At 40.5% G+C, this 13,925-nt stretch carries 11 protein-coding genes and 1 riboswitch; of the genes, 2 read left to right on the top strand and 9 right to left on the bottom strand.

The genetic code is table 11. The features are described 5' to 3' along the window. Positions 1 to 121: 121 nt before the first annotated feature. The 3 genes from guaB to AAC388_RS00790 all read right to left on the bottom strand — a co-directional run bounded on the left by guaB (position 122) and on the right by AAC388_RS00790 (position 2,977). Positions 122 to 1,588 (bottom strand): IMP dehydrogenase, encoded by a 1,467-nt coding sequence (gene guaB, locus AAC388_RS00800; protein ID WP_004704949.1) that lies wholly within the window; start codon positions 1,586 to 1,588, stop codon positions 122 to 124. 135 nt (positions 1,589 to 1,723) lie between these two features. Continuing rightward, complete coding sequence (locus AAC388_RS00795; RefSeq protein ID WP_075383239.1) at positions 1,724 to 2,089, bottom strand: YkgJ family cysteine cluster protein; 366 nt, start codon at positions 2,087 to 2,089, stop codon at positions 1,724 to 1,726. 90 nt (positions 2,090 to 2,179) lie between these two features. Beyond that, positions 2,180 to 2,977: an MBL fold metallo-hydrolase gene (locus AAC388_RS00790; protein ID WP_017387567.1), complete on the bottom strand. Its 798-nt coding sequence runs from the start codon at positions 2,975 to 2,977 to the stop codon at positions 2,180 to 2,182. A 227-nt stretch (positions 2,978 to 3,204) separates the two neighbouring features. Here AAC388_RS00790 and AAC388_RS00785 point away from each other — a divergent pair, with 227 nt between their 5' ends. After that, complete coding sequence (locus AAC388_RS00785; protein WP_342371070.1) at positions 3,205 to 5,361, top strand: TonB-dependent siderophore receptor; 2,157 nt, start codon at positions 3,205 to 3,207, stop codon at positions 5,359 to 5,361. A gap of 58 nt (positions 5,362 to 5,419) precedes the next feature. On the opposite strand, the gene AAC388_RS00780 is transcribed toward AAC388_RS00785, so the two are convergent. The 5 genes from AAC388_RS00780 to AAC388_RS00760 all read right to left on the bottom strand — a co-directional run bounded on the left by AAC388_RS00780 (position 5,420) and on the right by AAC388_RS00760 (position 12,308). Continuing rightward, positions 5,420 to 5,995 (bottom strand): TMEM165/GDT1 family protein, encoded by a 576-nt coding sequence (locus AAC388_RS00780; protein ID WP_032004991.1) that lies wholly within the window; start codon positions 5,993 to 5,995, stop codon positions 5,420 to 5,422. Between the two features lie 15 nt (positions 5,996 to 6,010). Then, positions 6,011 to 6,196, bottom strand: a riboswitch (yybP-ykoY riboswitch). Positions 6,197 to 6,232: 36 nt separating this feature from the next. Further along, complete coding sequence (locus AAC388_RS00775; protein WP_342371069.1) at positions 6,233 to 6,511, bottom strand: hypothetical protein; 279 nt, start codon at positions 6,509 to 6,511, stop codon at positions 6,233 to 6,235. Positions 6,512 to 6,657: 146 nt separating this feature from the next. Beyond that, positions 6,658 to 8,646 (bottom strand): 2-oxo acid dehydrogenase subunit E2, encoded by a 1,989-nt coding sequence (locus AAC388_RS00770; protein WP_342371068.1) that lies wholly within the window; start codon positions 8,644 to 8,646, stop codon positions 6,658 to 6,660. Between the two features lie 2 nt (positions 8,647 to 8,648). Next, positions 8,649 to 11,366 (bottom strand): pyruvate dehydrogenase (acetyl-transferring), homodimeric type, encoded by a 2,718-nt coding sequence (gene aceE, locus AAC388_RS00765; protein ID WP_002121885.1) that lies wholly within the window; start codon positions 11,364 to 11,366, stop codon positions 8,649 to 8,651. A gap of 249 nt (positions 11,367 to 11,615) precedes the next feature. Next, the gene (locus tag AAC388_RS00760) at positions 11,616 to 12,308 is read right to left on the bottom strand and encodes a M23 family metallopeptidase (RefSeq protein WP_002121983.1); all 693 of its coding nucleotides are present in this window, start codon (positions 12,306 to 12,308) and stop codon (positions 11,616 to 11,618) included. Between the two features lie 100 nt (positions 12,309 to 12,408). Between AAC388_RS00760 and AAC388_RS00755 the strand changes: the two genes are divergently transcribed. Then, on the top strand, positions 12,409 to 12,855 hold the full coding sequence (locus AAC388_RS00755; protein WP_017387570.1) for a DciA family protein: 447 nt from the start codon (positions 12,409 to 12,411) through the stop codon (positions 12,853 to 12,855). Between the two features lie 97 nt (positions 12,856 to 12,952). Here the strand turns inward: AAC388_RS00755 and lpxC are convergent, their stop codons facing one another. After that, positions 12,953 to 13,855 (bottom strand): UDP-3-O-acyl-N-acetylglucosamine deacetylase, encoded by a 903-nt coding sequence (lpxC, locus tag AAC388_RS00750; RefSeq protein WP_002121967.1) that lies wholly within the window; start codon positions 13,853 to 13,855, stop codon positions 12,953 to 12,955. Positions 13,856 to 13,925 lie beyond the last annotated feature (70 nt).

Here is a 13,925-nt window from a genome sequence, read left to right as displayed (position 1 = left end):
CCGTGGCTTACTTCATATATGGCAATTCCGCCATATCTCTTTTCGTCAGATTTACTTTACACCAAAAACAAAAAGCCGTCAGTGTAATGACGGCTTTCTTCGTTGTTTTGGTTACGAAAATCTAACCAACACGATAGTTTGGAGCTTCTTTAGTAATCGTTACATCATGAACATGTGACTCAGACATGCCTGCTGAAGTAATTTTCACAAATTTCGCATTTTGGCGAAGATCTTCAATCACAGCTGAACCTGTATAACCCATCGATGAACGTAAACCACCCATCATTTGATGAACGATGTTACCCATTGGGCCTTTATAAGGAACACGGCCTTCGATTCCTTCTGGTACTAACTTCTCAGCACCCGCTTTTGAATCTTGGAAATAACGGTCAGCAGAACCAGTTGCTCCCGCCATTGCACCTAATGAACCCATACCACGATATGCTTTGTAGTAACGACCTTGGAAAAACTCAACTTCGCCCGGCGCTTCTTCAGTACCTGCAAGTAATGAACCAACCATGATCGTACTTGCACCCGCACCGATCGCTTTTGCCATATCGCCAGAGAAGCGGATACCGCCATCTGCAATTAAAGGAATTTGATCTTTTAGTGCGCTAGCAACGCTGTCAATCGCAGAAATTTGTGGCATACCAATACCTGCCACAATACGTGTTGTACAGATAGAACCAGGCCCAATACCTACTTTTACAGCATCTGCACCTGCATCTAATAATGCTAATGCAGCATCACCAGTTGCAATGTTGCCACCAATCACTTGTACCTGAGGGAAGTTTTGTTTCACCCAACGTACACGTTCAATTACACCAGCAGAGTGACCATGTGCTGTATCAACAACAATGACGTCAACACCAGCTTCAACCAATGCTTCAACACGACTTGGTGTATCAGCACCTGTACCTACCGCAGCACCAACACGCAAACGACCAAGATCATCTTTACAACTGTTTGGATAGCTCTCAGCTTTGCGGAAGTCAGTTACTGTAATTAAGCCTTTAAGTTCGTTGCTCTCGCCAACGACCAAAACTTTTTCAATACGGTGTTTTTGCAATAATGCTTGAATATTTTCTTTAGACTCACCTTCACGTACAGTGACTAAACGATCTTGGCCTGTCATGATGTTGCTAACAGGTTGTTCTAAATTAGTTTCAAAACGCGTATCACGGCCTGTCACAATACCAACAACCTTGCTGTCTTTAACAACAGGTACACCGCTAATGTTATTAGCAGAGGTAATTGCGATGAGTTCACGTACTGTAGTTTCAGGCGTTACAGTGATAGGATCTTTCACCATACCCGCTTCGAATTTTTTCACACGGCGTACTTCTGCAGCTTGAGCAGCAATATCCATGTTTTTGTGCAAAATCCCGATACCACCATTTTGTGACATCGCAATCGCCATACGTGACTCAGTCACTGTATCCATTGCAGCTGAAACTAATGGGATATTTAAATGAATGCCGCGAGTTAAACGTGTCTTTAAAGAGACATCTTTTGGGAGAACAGTTGAGTAGGCAGGAAGTAATAAGACATCATCGAAGGTTAGCGCTTCTTGAACGATGGTCAGCATAACAATCTCACTGGTAAATTCCGTGAGCTATTATAAACAAATTTCAATGCAATTTTCATATTATCTTTGCCTTTTTCAGCAATAGATATTCGCCTATTCTAAATATTTCTCACTTATTATTGTGTTAGCTCATATTTAACTCACCTGATCATAGTCATGATCATTTTCAGAATCGGCTGGGTTAACATGAATAAGAGGAATAAGCTGGTGCGCCAAACGAGCTTTACTACACTGCTCATCTCCCACCTGCACCTCTCTACAGGTAGAACTACGTACAGCATAAATAGAACACCCCACCTCTTTACCAATTTCACCCATCAAAGCCTGACACCGTGGCTGAGCCCGATTAGTTCCACGCATACAAGAATAAACAGGTGTTAAAGATTCAACTAGATGTTCATCCATTAACTCGGCTTCAGCCCAGTAAAATGAAACCCGAAAATGTGCACAACATGCCCCACAGCGTAGGCACTCATCTGGAGTCGCAACTTGAGATAACATTTTATTCAAATTCTCGTCATCAAAAATTTTTCTGCGACGGAAAATACTAAAAAAATTTCAAATTGGACTCAAGATAATGGATCTCATTTTTTAAGTAGGGCAGCTAAAAATTTGCTCAGTCATTAAATCTACGCCGCATGGCAAGGTCTCAATCCAGTCTAAAAACTGATTGACCATTTCTTTACCCATAAATGGACTACCGTGCTGAGGCACAATCATTTCGATATCCATCTGGCGCACCATATTGACCCACAAACGGATAACTTTATTGGAACACATATAGCGTTGGTGAAAAGCCTTCATTTTCATGACGTGCGTATCGAAATCTTTTAAAGGCTGATTAGCATCTTCAACAATCGAGGCACCCATATCGCCAGAAAACAAAATCTTAGCAACTGGATCATAAAACTGAAAATTACCCACCGAATGTAAGAAGTGAGCAGGAACTACCACAAGCTTGGATTCTCCTAGAGTAATCACTTGGCCGCGGTCAGGTAATTCAATAAGACGGTCTTCCCAATTCCCTTTCATACGCTCACTCATAAATGAGGAATTTAGGTGTGGTAAAAAACGTGCCCATAATTTTGATGCAACGACTTTAGCATCGGTATAAACCAGCCAGCGTGGCATTGAAGTAATAATGTCCGGATCTTGATGTGAGGCCATCACATAGTCCAGATTTTTCAAACGTGTATATTTATTTAATTCCATCGTTAATGGAACGTAGGTCAAATCGCCACCCGGGTCAATTACAGCAGCGCGTTCATGATCAATAATTAAAAATTGATTGGCTTGGATGCCTTCCCCTTTAACCAAGCTGGTAAAACTAATACATTTATGTACGCCATTATCAAATAATATCTGCGATGTTGTTTTTTCAAACCCCATACAATTCCCCAAAAAAACTTTAAATATTAGATATTTTTATATCCATACTAAAATAAAGGGATTCAGGAACTCTTGCAATAAACTACTTTATTTTTCTAATAATATTTTAAAATTGATTTTGCTTTTCTTATTTTATAAATGAATCATAATGTTATTTAAAATTAACCCACAATAAATTAAAATAATTCTCATTATCAAATTTACTTTTTGTGCTGCTTAGGCCTCCCATGAATCAACCCTTCCGTTTTTCAACATCAAAAACATTGTTAGCAGTTGCTATTTTTACTTCGATGACAGCAAGTCACGCTGAAGAAATAACAGAACAACAAAATTCGACCAGTGTTCTCCCCACAATTTCTGTTAAAGCGCAAAAAGAAAGCACTTCACCTTATGTCGCAACGAAAGCAAACTCGGCCTTAAAATCAGATGCACCCTTATTTAAAACTGCTCAGTCGGTTTCGGTAGTAACCCGCGAACAGCTCGACCAGAAACAAGCAAGAACTTTAGCAGATGCCCTTGAAGGTGTCGCAGGTGTAGAAGCTGGGAAACTTGGTCGTCGTGGTTGGGATGATTTTGTTATTCGAGGACAAACTTCTTCTGATTCAGTTTATGTAGATGGCTTAAGAGTAGGCCAAAATACGTATGTTGCTACTGAGTTATCAGGCATGGATCAGGTACAAGTTTTAAAAGGGCCTGCCTCTATTAATTTTGGTTTGGTTGCTCCAGGAGGTATGGTCAACTTAGTGACTAAACGCCCTCAAGCTGAAAGCTTTGCTCGGGCCACTATGACTTATGGCAGCTACAACCTTAAAGAAGGAACGTTCGATTTAAACTATAGCCCTAATAATAGTGAAAAAGGTGCTTTCCGTTTAAATGGTCGTATCTCGGATCAAGATGACCCAACAGATTATGTGTATTTTAAAAATTACTACATCTCTCCCTCTTATAACTTTGACTTAGGGGATAACACTGATCTATCTGTCATCGCAAGCTATCAGCATCGCGAATACATCCGTCAACAAGGGTTACCTGTCATTGGTACATTAAAAGATAACCCTAACGGCGCTATAGACCGAAGTTTATATATTGGCGATCCTAATTTTGGTAAATATGAGGCCGATGTTTACCGTACAGGTTATACCTTTAAACACGCTTTTGATAACGGTTGGAACTTTAATCAGAACTTTGCCGTACAAAAAACTGAAATGGATGGCACTGCTGTCTTTGCTCGCACAGGTAACAACTTTTGGGTAAAAAACAAACAAGGTGAAATCGACTACACAACCATTAGCCGTAAAAATAATAGCCGCCATCAAATTATTGATAATTTAAGCTTTGCCATTGATAACCGTCTAAATAAACAGTTTGATTTATATGGTATGCAACACGACCTTAATATTGGAGTAGACGCTTTTCAGGAAAAAAGTGATTACACCAATGATAAATACGATATTGGCGATTTAAATATCTATGACCCCGTTTACGGTCAAAATGTAAAATTGACTCAAAATGTTCGTGATATCAACCGTCTCAAATATTTAGGGCTTTATTTACGTGACCGCATTCAGCTTAATGACCAATTACTTTTAAGCTTATCTGGTCGTCAAGACTGGACTCAAACTCAAACTACAAGTTTGGTGACTGGCAGTACGAGTAAACAATCAGACAATGCATTTACGGGCAGTGCCTCTGTCATGTATACCCTTAATGACATTGTGGCTCCTTATGTCAGCTATGCCACTTCATTTACCCCAAATAGCGGTACTGATGTAAATAACAATCCGTTCAAACCTGAAGAAGGGAAACAGGTTGAAGTCGGAATGAAATTACAAAGCCCAGATCAACGAGTTCAAGGTGCTATTGCTTGGTACGATTTAAAACGTCAAAATGTTTTAGTCACTGATACTGCGAATAGTGGCTATAAAGTACAACGTGGCGAACAGTTAACTCGCGGTATTGAAACTGAGCTCAGCGCAGAAATTTTAGAAGGTTTAAAATTAACAGCTGCCTATACCTACACAATTGATGCTGAAATTAGTAAAGATGCAAACGCGAGCAATGTAGGAAAAGCACTAGATAATATTCCTGAGCATGCTTACAGTCTGTCGGCTCGTTATAAATTTGACCCTGCCTCAAAACTTGGTTGGTATGTCGGCGGTGGATTCCGAGGTGAAACCTATAAAACTATGGATAAGCTAGATGTCCATATTCCAGGCTATACCGTATTTGATACAGAAGCTGGCTATGACGCTGGACATTGGGGTGCTCAACTTGCGATCCGCAATCTATTCGATAAAGATTACTATGCAGGTGCCTTAAATGAAAATTTGGTGACTTTAGGTAATCCACGTCAAATTAACTTTACTGTGAAATTTAACTATTAAAATTACCTATAAAAAACGCACTCGAATTGAGTGCGTTTTTTTGGCAGCTTTAAATGCGTTAGAAGAAGTAATACTGTACTAAAGTAGAGATACCTACAATTAAGAAAATAGCAGCACCAATTTTATGAATGAGCGAGATAGATAAACGTTCAGCCAATTTATTACCAATAAATACAGCAGGAGCATTAGCAATCATCATCCCTAAAGTTGTACCCAACATCACCCAAAAAATGCTGTCATAACGTGCAGCTAAAGCGACTGTTGCTATTTGGGTTTTGTCACCAATTTCTGCTAAGAAAAACAGGATAAAGGTTGCACCAAAAACACCAAACTTTTGCCATCTATTAATACTATCCGTTTCATCATCGAGCTTATCTGGAATAAGCATCCAGAACGCCATACCAATGAAGCCAGCGGCAAGGACCCAGACTAAAATTTCGGGGCTCAACACGGTCGTAATCCACTGTCCAAGTACAGCAGAAATACCATGATTAATTAGAGTAGCTAAAAGAATCGCAATAAGAATAGGGATTGGCTTACGGAAACGTGCAGACAGTAAAAGGGCCAATAATTGGGTTTTATCGCCCATTTCAGCGAGGGCAACAATTGAAGTAGAAATCAGAAATTCTTGCATGTCGTTTCTCTGGCTAGCATAAATGCCCATGACCTACCTCTCCTGCTAGCCAAATATCTGCAGAGTGGTAAATCAAAGGTCTTGCCAACTCGGAAACGATGAGACGTTTAAGCTATGATGACCATGTTCTGTTGAACAATTATGTTGATCATCACCTATTCATTTAGAAATGAATAGCGGCTACTCCCCAATGAAGTATGCGTTTATTATATTCGAGTAGTTCTATTTTTCAAACATTCAGGCAAAAAAATTTATCCACGCCCAAACCAATAATCGTCCTAGACCTAATAGTAAAGCTAAACAAATACTTAAGTTAATAAATCCAAAATGATTAATGCCAGTTACGTGCTGAGACTGAAATTCAAATGGCAAAATAAGCATTGCTACAAATACTTCCAAACCCATTGCAACGTAAGTCATCCATTCCCAAGGAAAGTGTAAAACACTGACCCACAACCCCATTAATAAAAATACAATTAATAGAATCGGCACCATGATTTTTAAAAATCCTACCATTTATTCTTTCTCCTTTACCGACTAACGAGAAATTTCTCCTCTCTCGACACTTCATTTTTCGTCTTTAGATTAACTTAAAACCAATTAAATTAAATATCAAAATAAAACCCCGCCGAAGCGAGGTTTTAATGATTCATTTAAAAATATTAGATTAATAAAGTACGAATATCTTTAAGAAGTTTCGTAAGCTTATTAGTAAAGCGAGCTGCATCTGCACCATTAATTACACGGTGGTCATAAGACAATGACAACGGCAACATTAAACGCGGATCAAAGTCCTTACCATTCCAAACAGGCTGCATCGTTGCAGGTGAAATACCCAAAATCGCAACTTGCGGCCAGTTCACTAGTGGTGTAAATGCTGTACCACCAATTGCGCCCAAACTTGAAATGGTGAAATTCGCACCTTGTAAATCTTTTGGTGTTAATTTCTTATCACGTGCTTTTTGACCTAACACACCCAATTCAACTGCAATTTGCTTAATTGATTTTTGGTCTGGGTTACGAAGTACTGGCACAGTTAAACCATCAGGTGTTGCTACCGCAATTCCCATATGGATTTCATTGCGCAAGAGCACTGATTTACCGTCATCAGATAGATGACCTGCAAACTCACGCTCTTCTTTTAACAAGTACGCAACCGCTTTGATAATGAATGCCATAATTGTCAGGCTGATACCTTCTTTTTTGAAGTTGCCTTTTAACTCATTACGCCAATCTTCTAACTCAGTAATATCAGCCAAATCAAACTGGGTGACTTGCGGAATAAAGTTGTTCAACGACAATTGCGGAATTGAAACTTGCTGCAAACGTGTCAATACTTTTTCTTCTACGCCACCAAACGCAGTGAAGTCAGGAAGCTTTGGCAAACCCGAAACCGCTGGTGCAGCCGAAGCAACTGGTGCCGCTTGCGGGGCAGTTAAACGAGTCTTCACATACGCAAAGATATCTTCTTTAACAACACGGCCATGTTCACCAGAAGTTTTAACTTGAGATAAAACTACACCAAGTTCACGAGCAAGCTTACGCACAGCTGGGCCTGCATAAACTTTAGCGTTTTCGGCTTCTTGTTCTTTGGTTAATTTATCATTACCAGAAGAAGCAGGAGCAGATACTGCTTGAGTCGGAGCAGGAGTTGCCGCTTTAGGTGCTGCTGCCTGCGGAGCTGGAGCTGATTCTGCTTTCGCCGCTGGTGCAGCAGCAGGTGCTTGGCCTTCAGCTTCAATTGTTGCCAGCAATACACCTTGTGAAACTTGTTGGCCTGCTTGCAAGTGAATTGCTTTCACAACACCCGCAACAGTACTTGGAACTTCCACAGTTGCTTTATCTGACTCAACCACAACAAGACTTTGATCTACATCAACTTTGTCACCAACTTGAACCAAGATTTCAGCAACAACGGCTTTATCTACACCCAAATCAGGAACGTTAATATCAACCGGTCCAGATTGAGTAGCAGTCGATGCTACAGTTTCTTGTTGAACTGGTGCAGGTGCTGCTGCCGGAGCTGCCGTTGTAGGAGCAGGCGCCTCAGCAGGTGCACTAGATGCAGAGGTTGTTTTCACTTGAATGAGCACAACACCTTCTTTAACTGTATCGCCTTCTTTAACTTGAATGCTTTCTACAGTACCCGCAACACTGCTTGGTACTTCTACAGTTGCTTTGTCAGACTCAACCACAACGATGCTTTGTTCAACATCGATTTGCTCGCCAACTTTTACTAAAATTTCACCAACAAGTGCTTTTTCAACACCAATATCGGGAACTTGAACTTCAACCACTTGACTAGTTGTTGCAGTTGCTGGTTGAGCAGCAGTTGAAGGCTGTTGAGCCGCTGCCGGTGCTGCAGTTTGTTCAGCTGCTGGTGCAGTTTTTGGAGCTTCTTCTGCTTGAGCTACTGGTGCAGCACCCTCAGCTTCAAGTTCAAGCAATACCGTACCTTCAGTTACGCTATCACCTTCTTTGATTAAGATGCTTTTTACCACCCCTGCTGAAGTGCTAGGCACTTCAACAGAGGCTTTATCTGACTCAAGCAAAACAAGGCTGTCATTTTCTGCAATGCTGTCGCCAACTTTTACTAAAATTTCAGCAACAACTGCTTTATCTACACCAATATCAGGGGTCTTAATTTGCATGCTTAGTTCCCCTCACCTGTTTGCGTTTCATTATATTCAGCAACTGCCTGAACTTCTGGATGCGCTTGAGGAGCCCATGCCACTGGACGGTCAGTATCTAACTCAAAGTTAGAAATTGCGTCTTTAACTAAACGTGCGTCCACTTCACCTTCGTCAGCTAATTTTTTCAAAGTAGCAACAACGATATGTGCAGCATCAACACCAAAGAAACTACGTAAATTAGCACGTGTATCTGAACGACCGTATCCATCTGTACCTAATGCAACAAATGGGCGACCATCTGGAAGATAAGCACGGATTTGTTCGCTGTAAGCACGCATATGGTCTGTTGCTGAAACAACGATACCTTCTGTACCACGTAACTGTTTAGATACCCAAGATTCTTTCACTTCTTCAGAAAGTGGGTGTAAACGGTTGTATTCTTCACATGCCATACCATCACGTGACAACTCATTGAAGCTTGTTACACTCCAAACGTTTGAGTGGATTTGATATTCATCACGTAAGATTTTCGCAGCTTTGATTACTTCACGAAGAATTACACCTGAACCAAGTAATTGGACAGTTGCTTTTTCATCTTTTTCGAATAAGTACATACCACGTTTAATGCCTTCCTCAGCGCCTTCAGGCATTGCAGGATGCTCGTAGTTTTCGTTCATTACAGTTAAGTAGTAGAACACACGCTCTTGGTTCACATACATACGCTGCAAACCGTCATGTACGATTACAGCTAATTCATAACCAAAACATGGATCATAAGATACACAGTTTGGAATAGTGTTCGCCAAGATATGTGAATGACCATCTTGGTGCTGTAGACCTTCACCGTTCAATGTTGTACGACCAGCAGTTGCACCTAACAAGAAACCTTGAGCTTGCGCATCACCAGCTGCCCACGCAATATCACCAATACGTTGGAAACCGAACATTGAGTAGTACATATACATTGGAATCATTGGCAAGTTATTCGTTGAATAACTTGTTGCCAACGCAGCCCATGCACTCATCGCACCAGCTTCGTTAATCCCTTCTTGTAGCATGTGACCATCACTTGCTTCACGGTAATGCATTAACTGTTCTTGGTCTTCTGGGGTATATTTCTGGCCGTGAGCGGCATAGATACCAAGCTGACGGAACATACCTTCTAGACCAAAAGTACGTGCTTCATCTGGAACAATTGGTACTACGCGGTCTTTAATCGCTTTTTCTTTGAGTAAAGAAGCAATTAAACGAACCATCACCATAGTGGTAGATTGTTCTTTACCACCTGAACCATTTAATACAGCATCAAATACAGATAATTCAGGAATCGCTAAAATTTCACTCTCTTTACGACGTGCAGGTAGGTAACCACCTAACGCTTCACGACGCGCCTTCATGTACTTCATTTCTGGAGAGTTTTCACTTGGGCGATAGAATGGAAGCTCTTCTAACTTATCGTCTGTAAATGGAAGATTGAAACGGTCACGTACATATTTCAAAGAGTCGATCTGCATTTTTTTGATTTGGTGAGTTTTGTTCACCGCTTCAATTTCTTCAGACAAACCGTAACCTTTAACAGTTTTCGCAAGAATAACTGTTGGTTGACCTTTAGCTTTCATTGCTTCTGCATATGCAGCAAACACTTTGTAAGGGTCATGACCACCACGGTTAAGATTATCGATGTCTTCATCGCTTAAATCTTTTACAAGTTCCGCAGCTTCTGGGTACTTGCCAAAGAATTTCTCACGCGTGTATGCACCACCTTTCACTTGATAGCGTTGGTACTCACCATCAACTGTCTCTTCCATTACCGCTTTTAAAGCGCCTGTGCTGTCTTTTGCAAGTAGTGGGTCCCAATGACGGCCCCATACCACTTTAATAACACGCCAGCCCGCACCACGGAATAAAGATTCTAGTTCTTGAATGATTTTACCGTTACCACGTACAGGACCATCTAAACGCTGTAAGTTACAGTTAACAACCCAGATAAGGTTATCAAGCTTTTCGCGACCAGCAAGTGAAATAGCACCAGTACTTTCTGGCTCATCCATCTCGCCATCGCCAAGATAAGCCCAAACTTTACGATCTTCTTCTTTGATCAAGCCACGGTTCATCAAATATTTTTGAATATGTGCTTGATAAATCGACATGATTGGACCAAGACCCATTGATACAGTTGGGAATTGCCAATAGTCAGGCATTAAATATGGATGCGGATAGCTTGGTAAACCGTTACCGCCAACTTCACGGCGGAAATTACTTAACTGTTCTTCAGTTAAACGTCCTTCAAGGAATGAACGTGCATAAATACCAGGAGCACAGTGCCCTTGGTAATAAATCATATCTCCGCCAAAGCTATTGCTGTTTGCGCGGAAGAAATGGTTAAAACCTACGTCATATAATGTTGCACTTGATGCGAAGCTCGCCAAGTGTCCACCTAAATCATCACCTGTTTTATTCGCGCGAAGTACCATTGCTAAGGCATTCCAACGAATCAATGCACGAATACGGCGTTCCATATCTTGGTCGCCTGGCATTGCAGGTTGTTCTTCAACAGAAATTGTATTTAAGTAAGGTGTATTGAGACGTTGAATTGGAACATGCTTAGCAATTGCTTGTTGGTAAAGTTTTTCCAACAAGAATGCCGCTCGTTCAGTTCCCATATGTTGTAAAACTGAATCGAATGCATCTTGCCATTCTTGGGTTTCTTGTGCGTCGGAGTCACCGTAAAACGCCATAATTCACCTGTTCCTTGTTCTCTAATCTACTTTGTATTTTTACCACGTTTTACCCCTTTCAAGTTATTGCCTCGGGTGAATGTGAGGGGGCCCTATTATTTTCTGAATGAATAGTCATTGACCGAGCAGTAAACAAAATAACAAAAAAACGCCAATAATGGCGTTTTTTTATACAATCTTTGCGTTAAAAAAGGTTTAGCTTAGTTTTAGATTCATAAATTTAATAACCTTACCTTTTTAACTATGCTTTTATGGAAGCATCGCCAAGTAAGTAGTTGGGTTCTTACGTTGACCATCTTTTACTACTTCATAGTGCAAATGTGGACCAGTACAGCGACCTGTACACCCTACATTAGCAATATGTTCACCTGCAGAGACTTGGTCGCCTACACGCACCATTAGACGTGAAGCATGAGCATAACGCGTTAAATAACCATTGCCGTGGTTAATTTCAACATATTGACCATAGCCAGTGCCCCAGCCAGATTTAGTTACAATACCTGGGCCTGTAGCATAGATTGGCGTGCCACTCGGAGCAGCCATATCTAATCCGCCATGATGTTCTGCACGACCACCCATAGTGCGGCCACCAAAGTTTGAAGAAACTCGTACAGTATCAGGAAGAGGGTGAGAAACTAACCAAGAGTAAGAATTTGAAGAAGAGGCATTAAAAGAATTCTTTGCGGTTGTATTACCGTACTTCTTTGCGAGCGACTCATTGTTGAGTTCAACTGTTTTTTGGCGTAAGGTCACGGAAACTTTCGCACTCGCCGGAAGATCTAAATCATCGGGATGAGTATATGAACCTTGAGATAATGTTTTTGATAGCTGTTCCAATCGATCTGAGTCAGTAGATTGGTTAATTGTTTGATAATCTGCAAAAGCAACTGATGCTGCCGAAGCGGCAAGTGAAAACGCTAATAAAATACGACGCGTGTGCATAAAAACCTCTTGAAACTGTTCTTACTCAAGTTCCTTATGATCTCTTCCTTGATATCGATTGAAATGAACGCTTAAGATTAAGACAAGAATCCATCCGAGAATGACAATGTCTAAACCCGATAACGTTTTTCAACAAACCGGAAAACACATAAAAACAGGAAACCTTACGTTTCTAACAACGCAAGTCGCGCAATGGCAAAGACTTACGAAAATTATCCAACCCTTATTGCCCCAACCGGAACAATGGCAGGTCGTGTGTTATCAAAATGGCTCTTTAATCATTACTGGTGAAAATCAAGCGATGATTAGTCAACTCAGCTATTTACAGAACCAATATGTATCTAAATTATCTCAGCTTGAAGGGTTAAAAGACTTACAACGAATTCAGGTCCGATTGAGAAATAAAAATATTCCAAATGTACCCTCATCTGAGCCATCTAAACCCATTCCCCCGGAAACACAAGAAATGTTACGTAGTGCAGCCGACTTCGTGAGCGACCCTAAGCTTAGCCAAGCTTTACTACGTTTGGCAAGCAATAAAAAATGACGAGCTTTCTATTTCTTAATTAGAATCATTATTATTATGTGATTATAATCACATTTTTTAATGTTACATTATAACATAGCCAAGTAAAGACAAGGACTTATGTCACGCTCACATATGGAATTGGACATTGACTCTCGTCATCAAATGTTACAATTTCATAATTACTCGGATCACTTTGAACATTGCGTAACAACTGATTATTTAAAGCATGTCCTGATTTATAACCATCAAACTTGGCAATAATTTGATGACCAAGCAAATACAAATCACCAACTGCATCTAAAATCTTATGTCTAACAAATTCATCAGCGAAACGTAAACCTTCTTCGTTGACGACCCCTGTATCATCTACACCAATTGCATTATCTAAGCTTGCACCTAGTGCCAAATTGTTTGCTTTCAGGTAGTCCAGATCTTTCATGAAACCAAAAGTACGTGCTTCACTGACTTCATAAACAAAAGTTTCGGTCGAAAAGTCGATCGTCGCAGATTGATATTCTTTAGCAAATGCCGGATGGTCAAAATCAATCGTGAAATTTAATTGAAAACCATTGTGAGGGCTGAAAATTGCTTTCTTATCATCGATAAGTGCTTCAACTGGTTTTAATATTCTTATGAATTTTTTCGGTGCATCCAGTTCTCGTAATCCACCTTGCATTAAAAGGTAAATAAATGGACCAGCACTACCATCCATAATTGGAACTTCAGAAGCAGATACCTCAACAATCAGGTTATCAATTCCTAAACCTGCAATCGCACTCATTACATGCTCAATTGTGCCTACTTTTATATCTCCGGTTACCAAGTTGGAGCACATAAAAGCTTCTTGGATGAGCAATGCATTAGCAGGGATATCGACTGGCGGATCCAAATCGATACGGCGAAATACAATACCTCCATCCACGGTATGTGGAATGAAATTGATCATCACTTTTTGACCGCTATGAAGACCTATTCCACTCGCTTTTACCACACGATTGAGAGTACGCTGTTTCACCATGCTTTGTAACTTCTTTTTTAAAACCGCTATACGTTAGCATATTTAGTCATTGATCAAAAATAAAAAAAGG

The organism is Acinetobacter sp. D009, assembly GCF_038562025.1.
In the GTDB taxonomy this organism is placed as follows: domain Bacteria; phylum Pseudomonadota; class Gammaproteobacteria; order Pseudomonadales; family Moraxellaceae; genus Acinetobacter; species Acinetobacter pittii.
The sequence above is the reverse complement of the archived record's forward strand: the minus strand, read 5'-3'. Positions and strand labels throughout refer to the sequence as shown.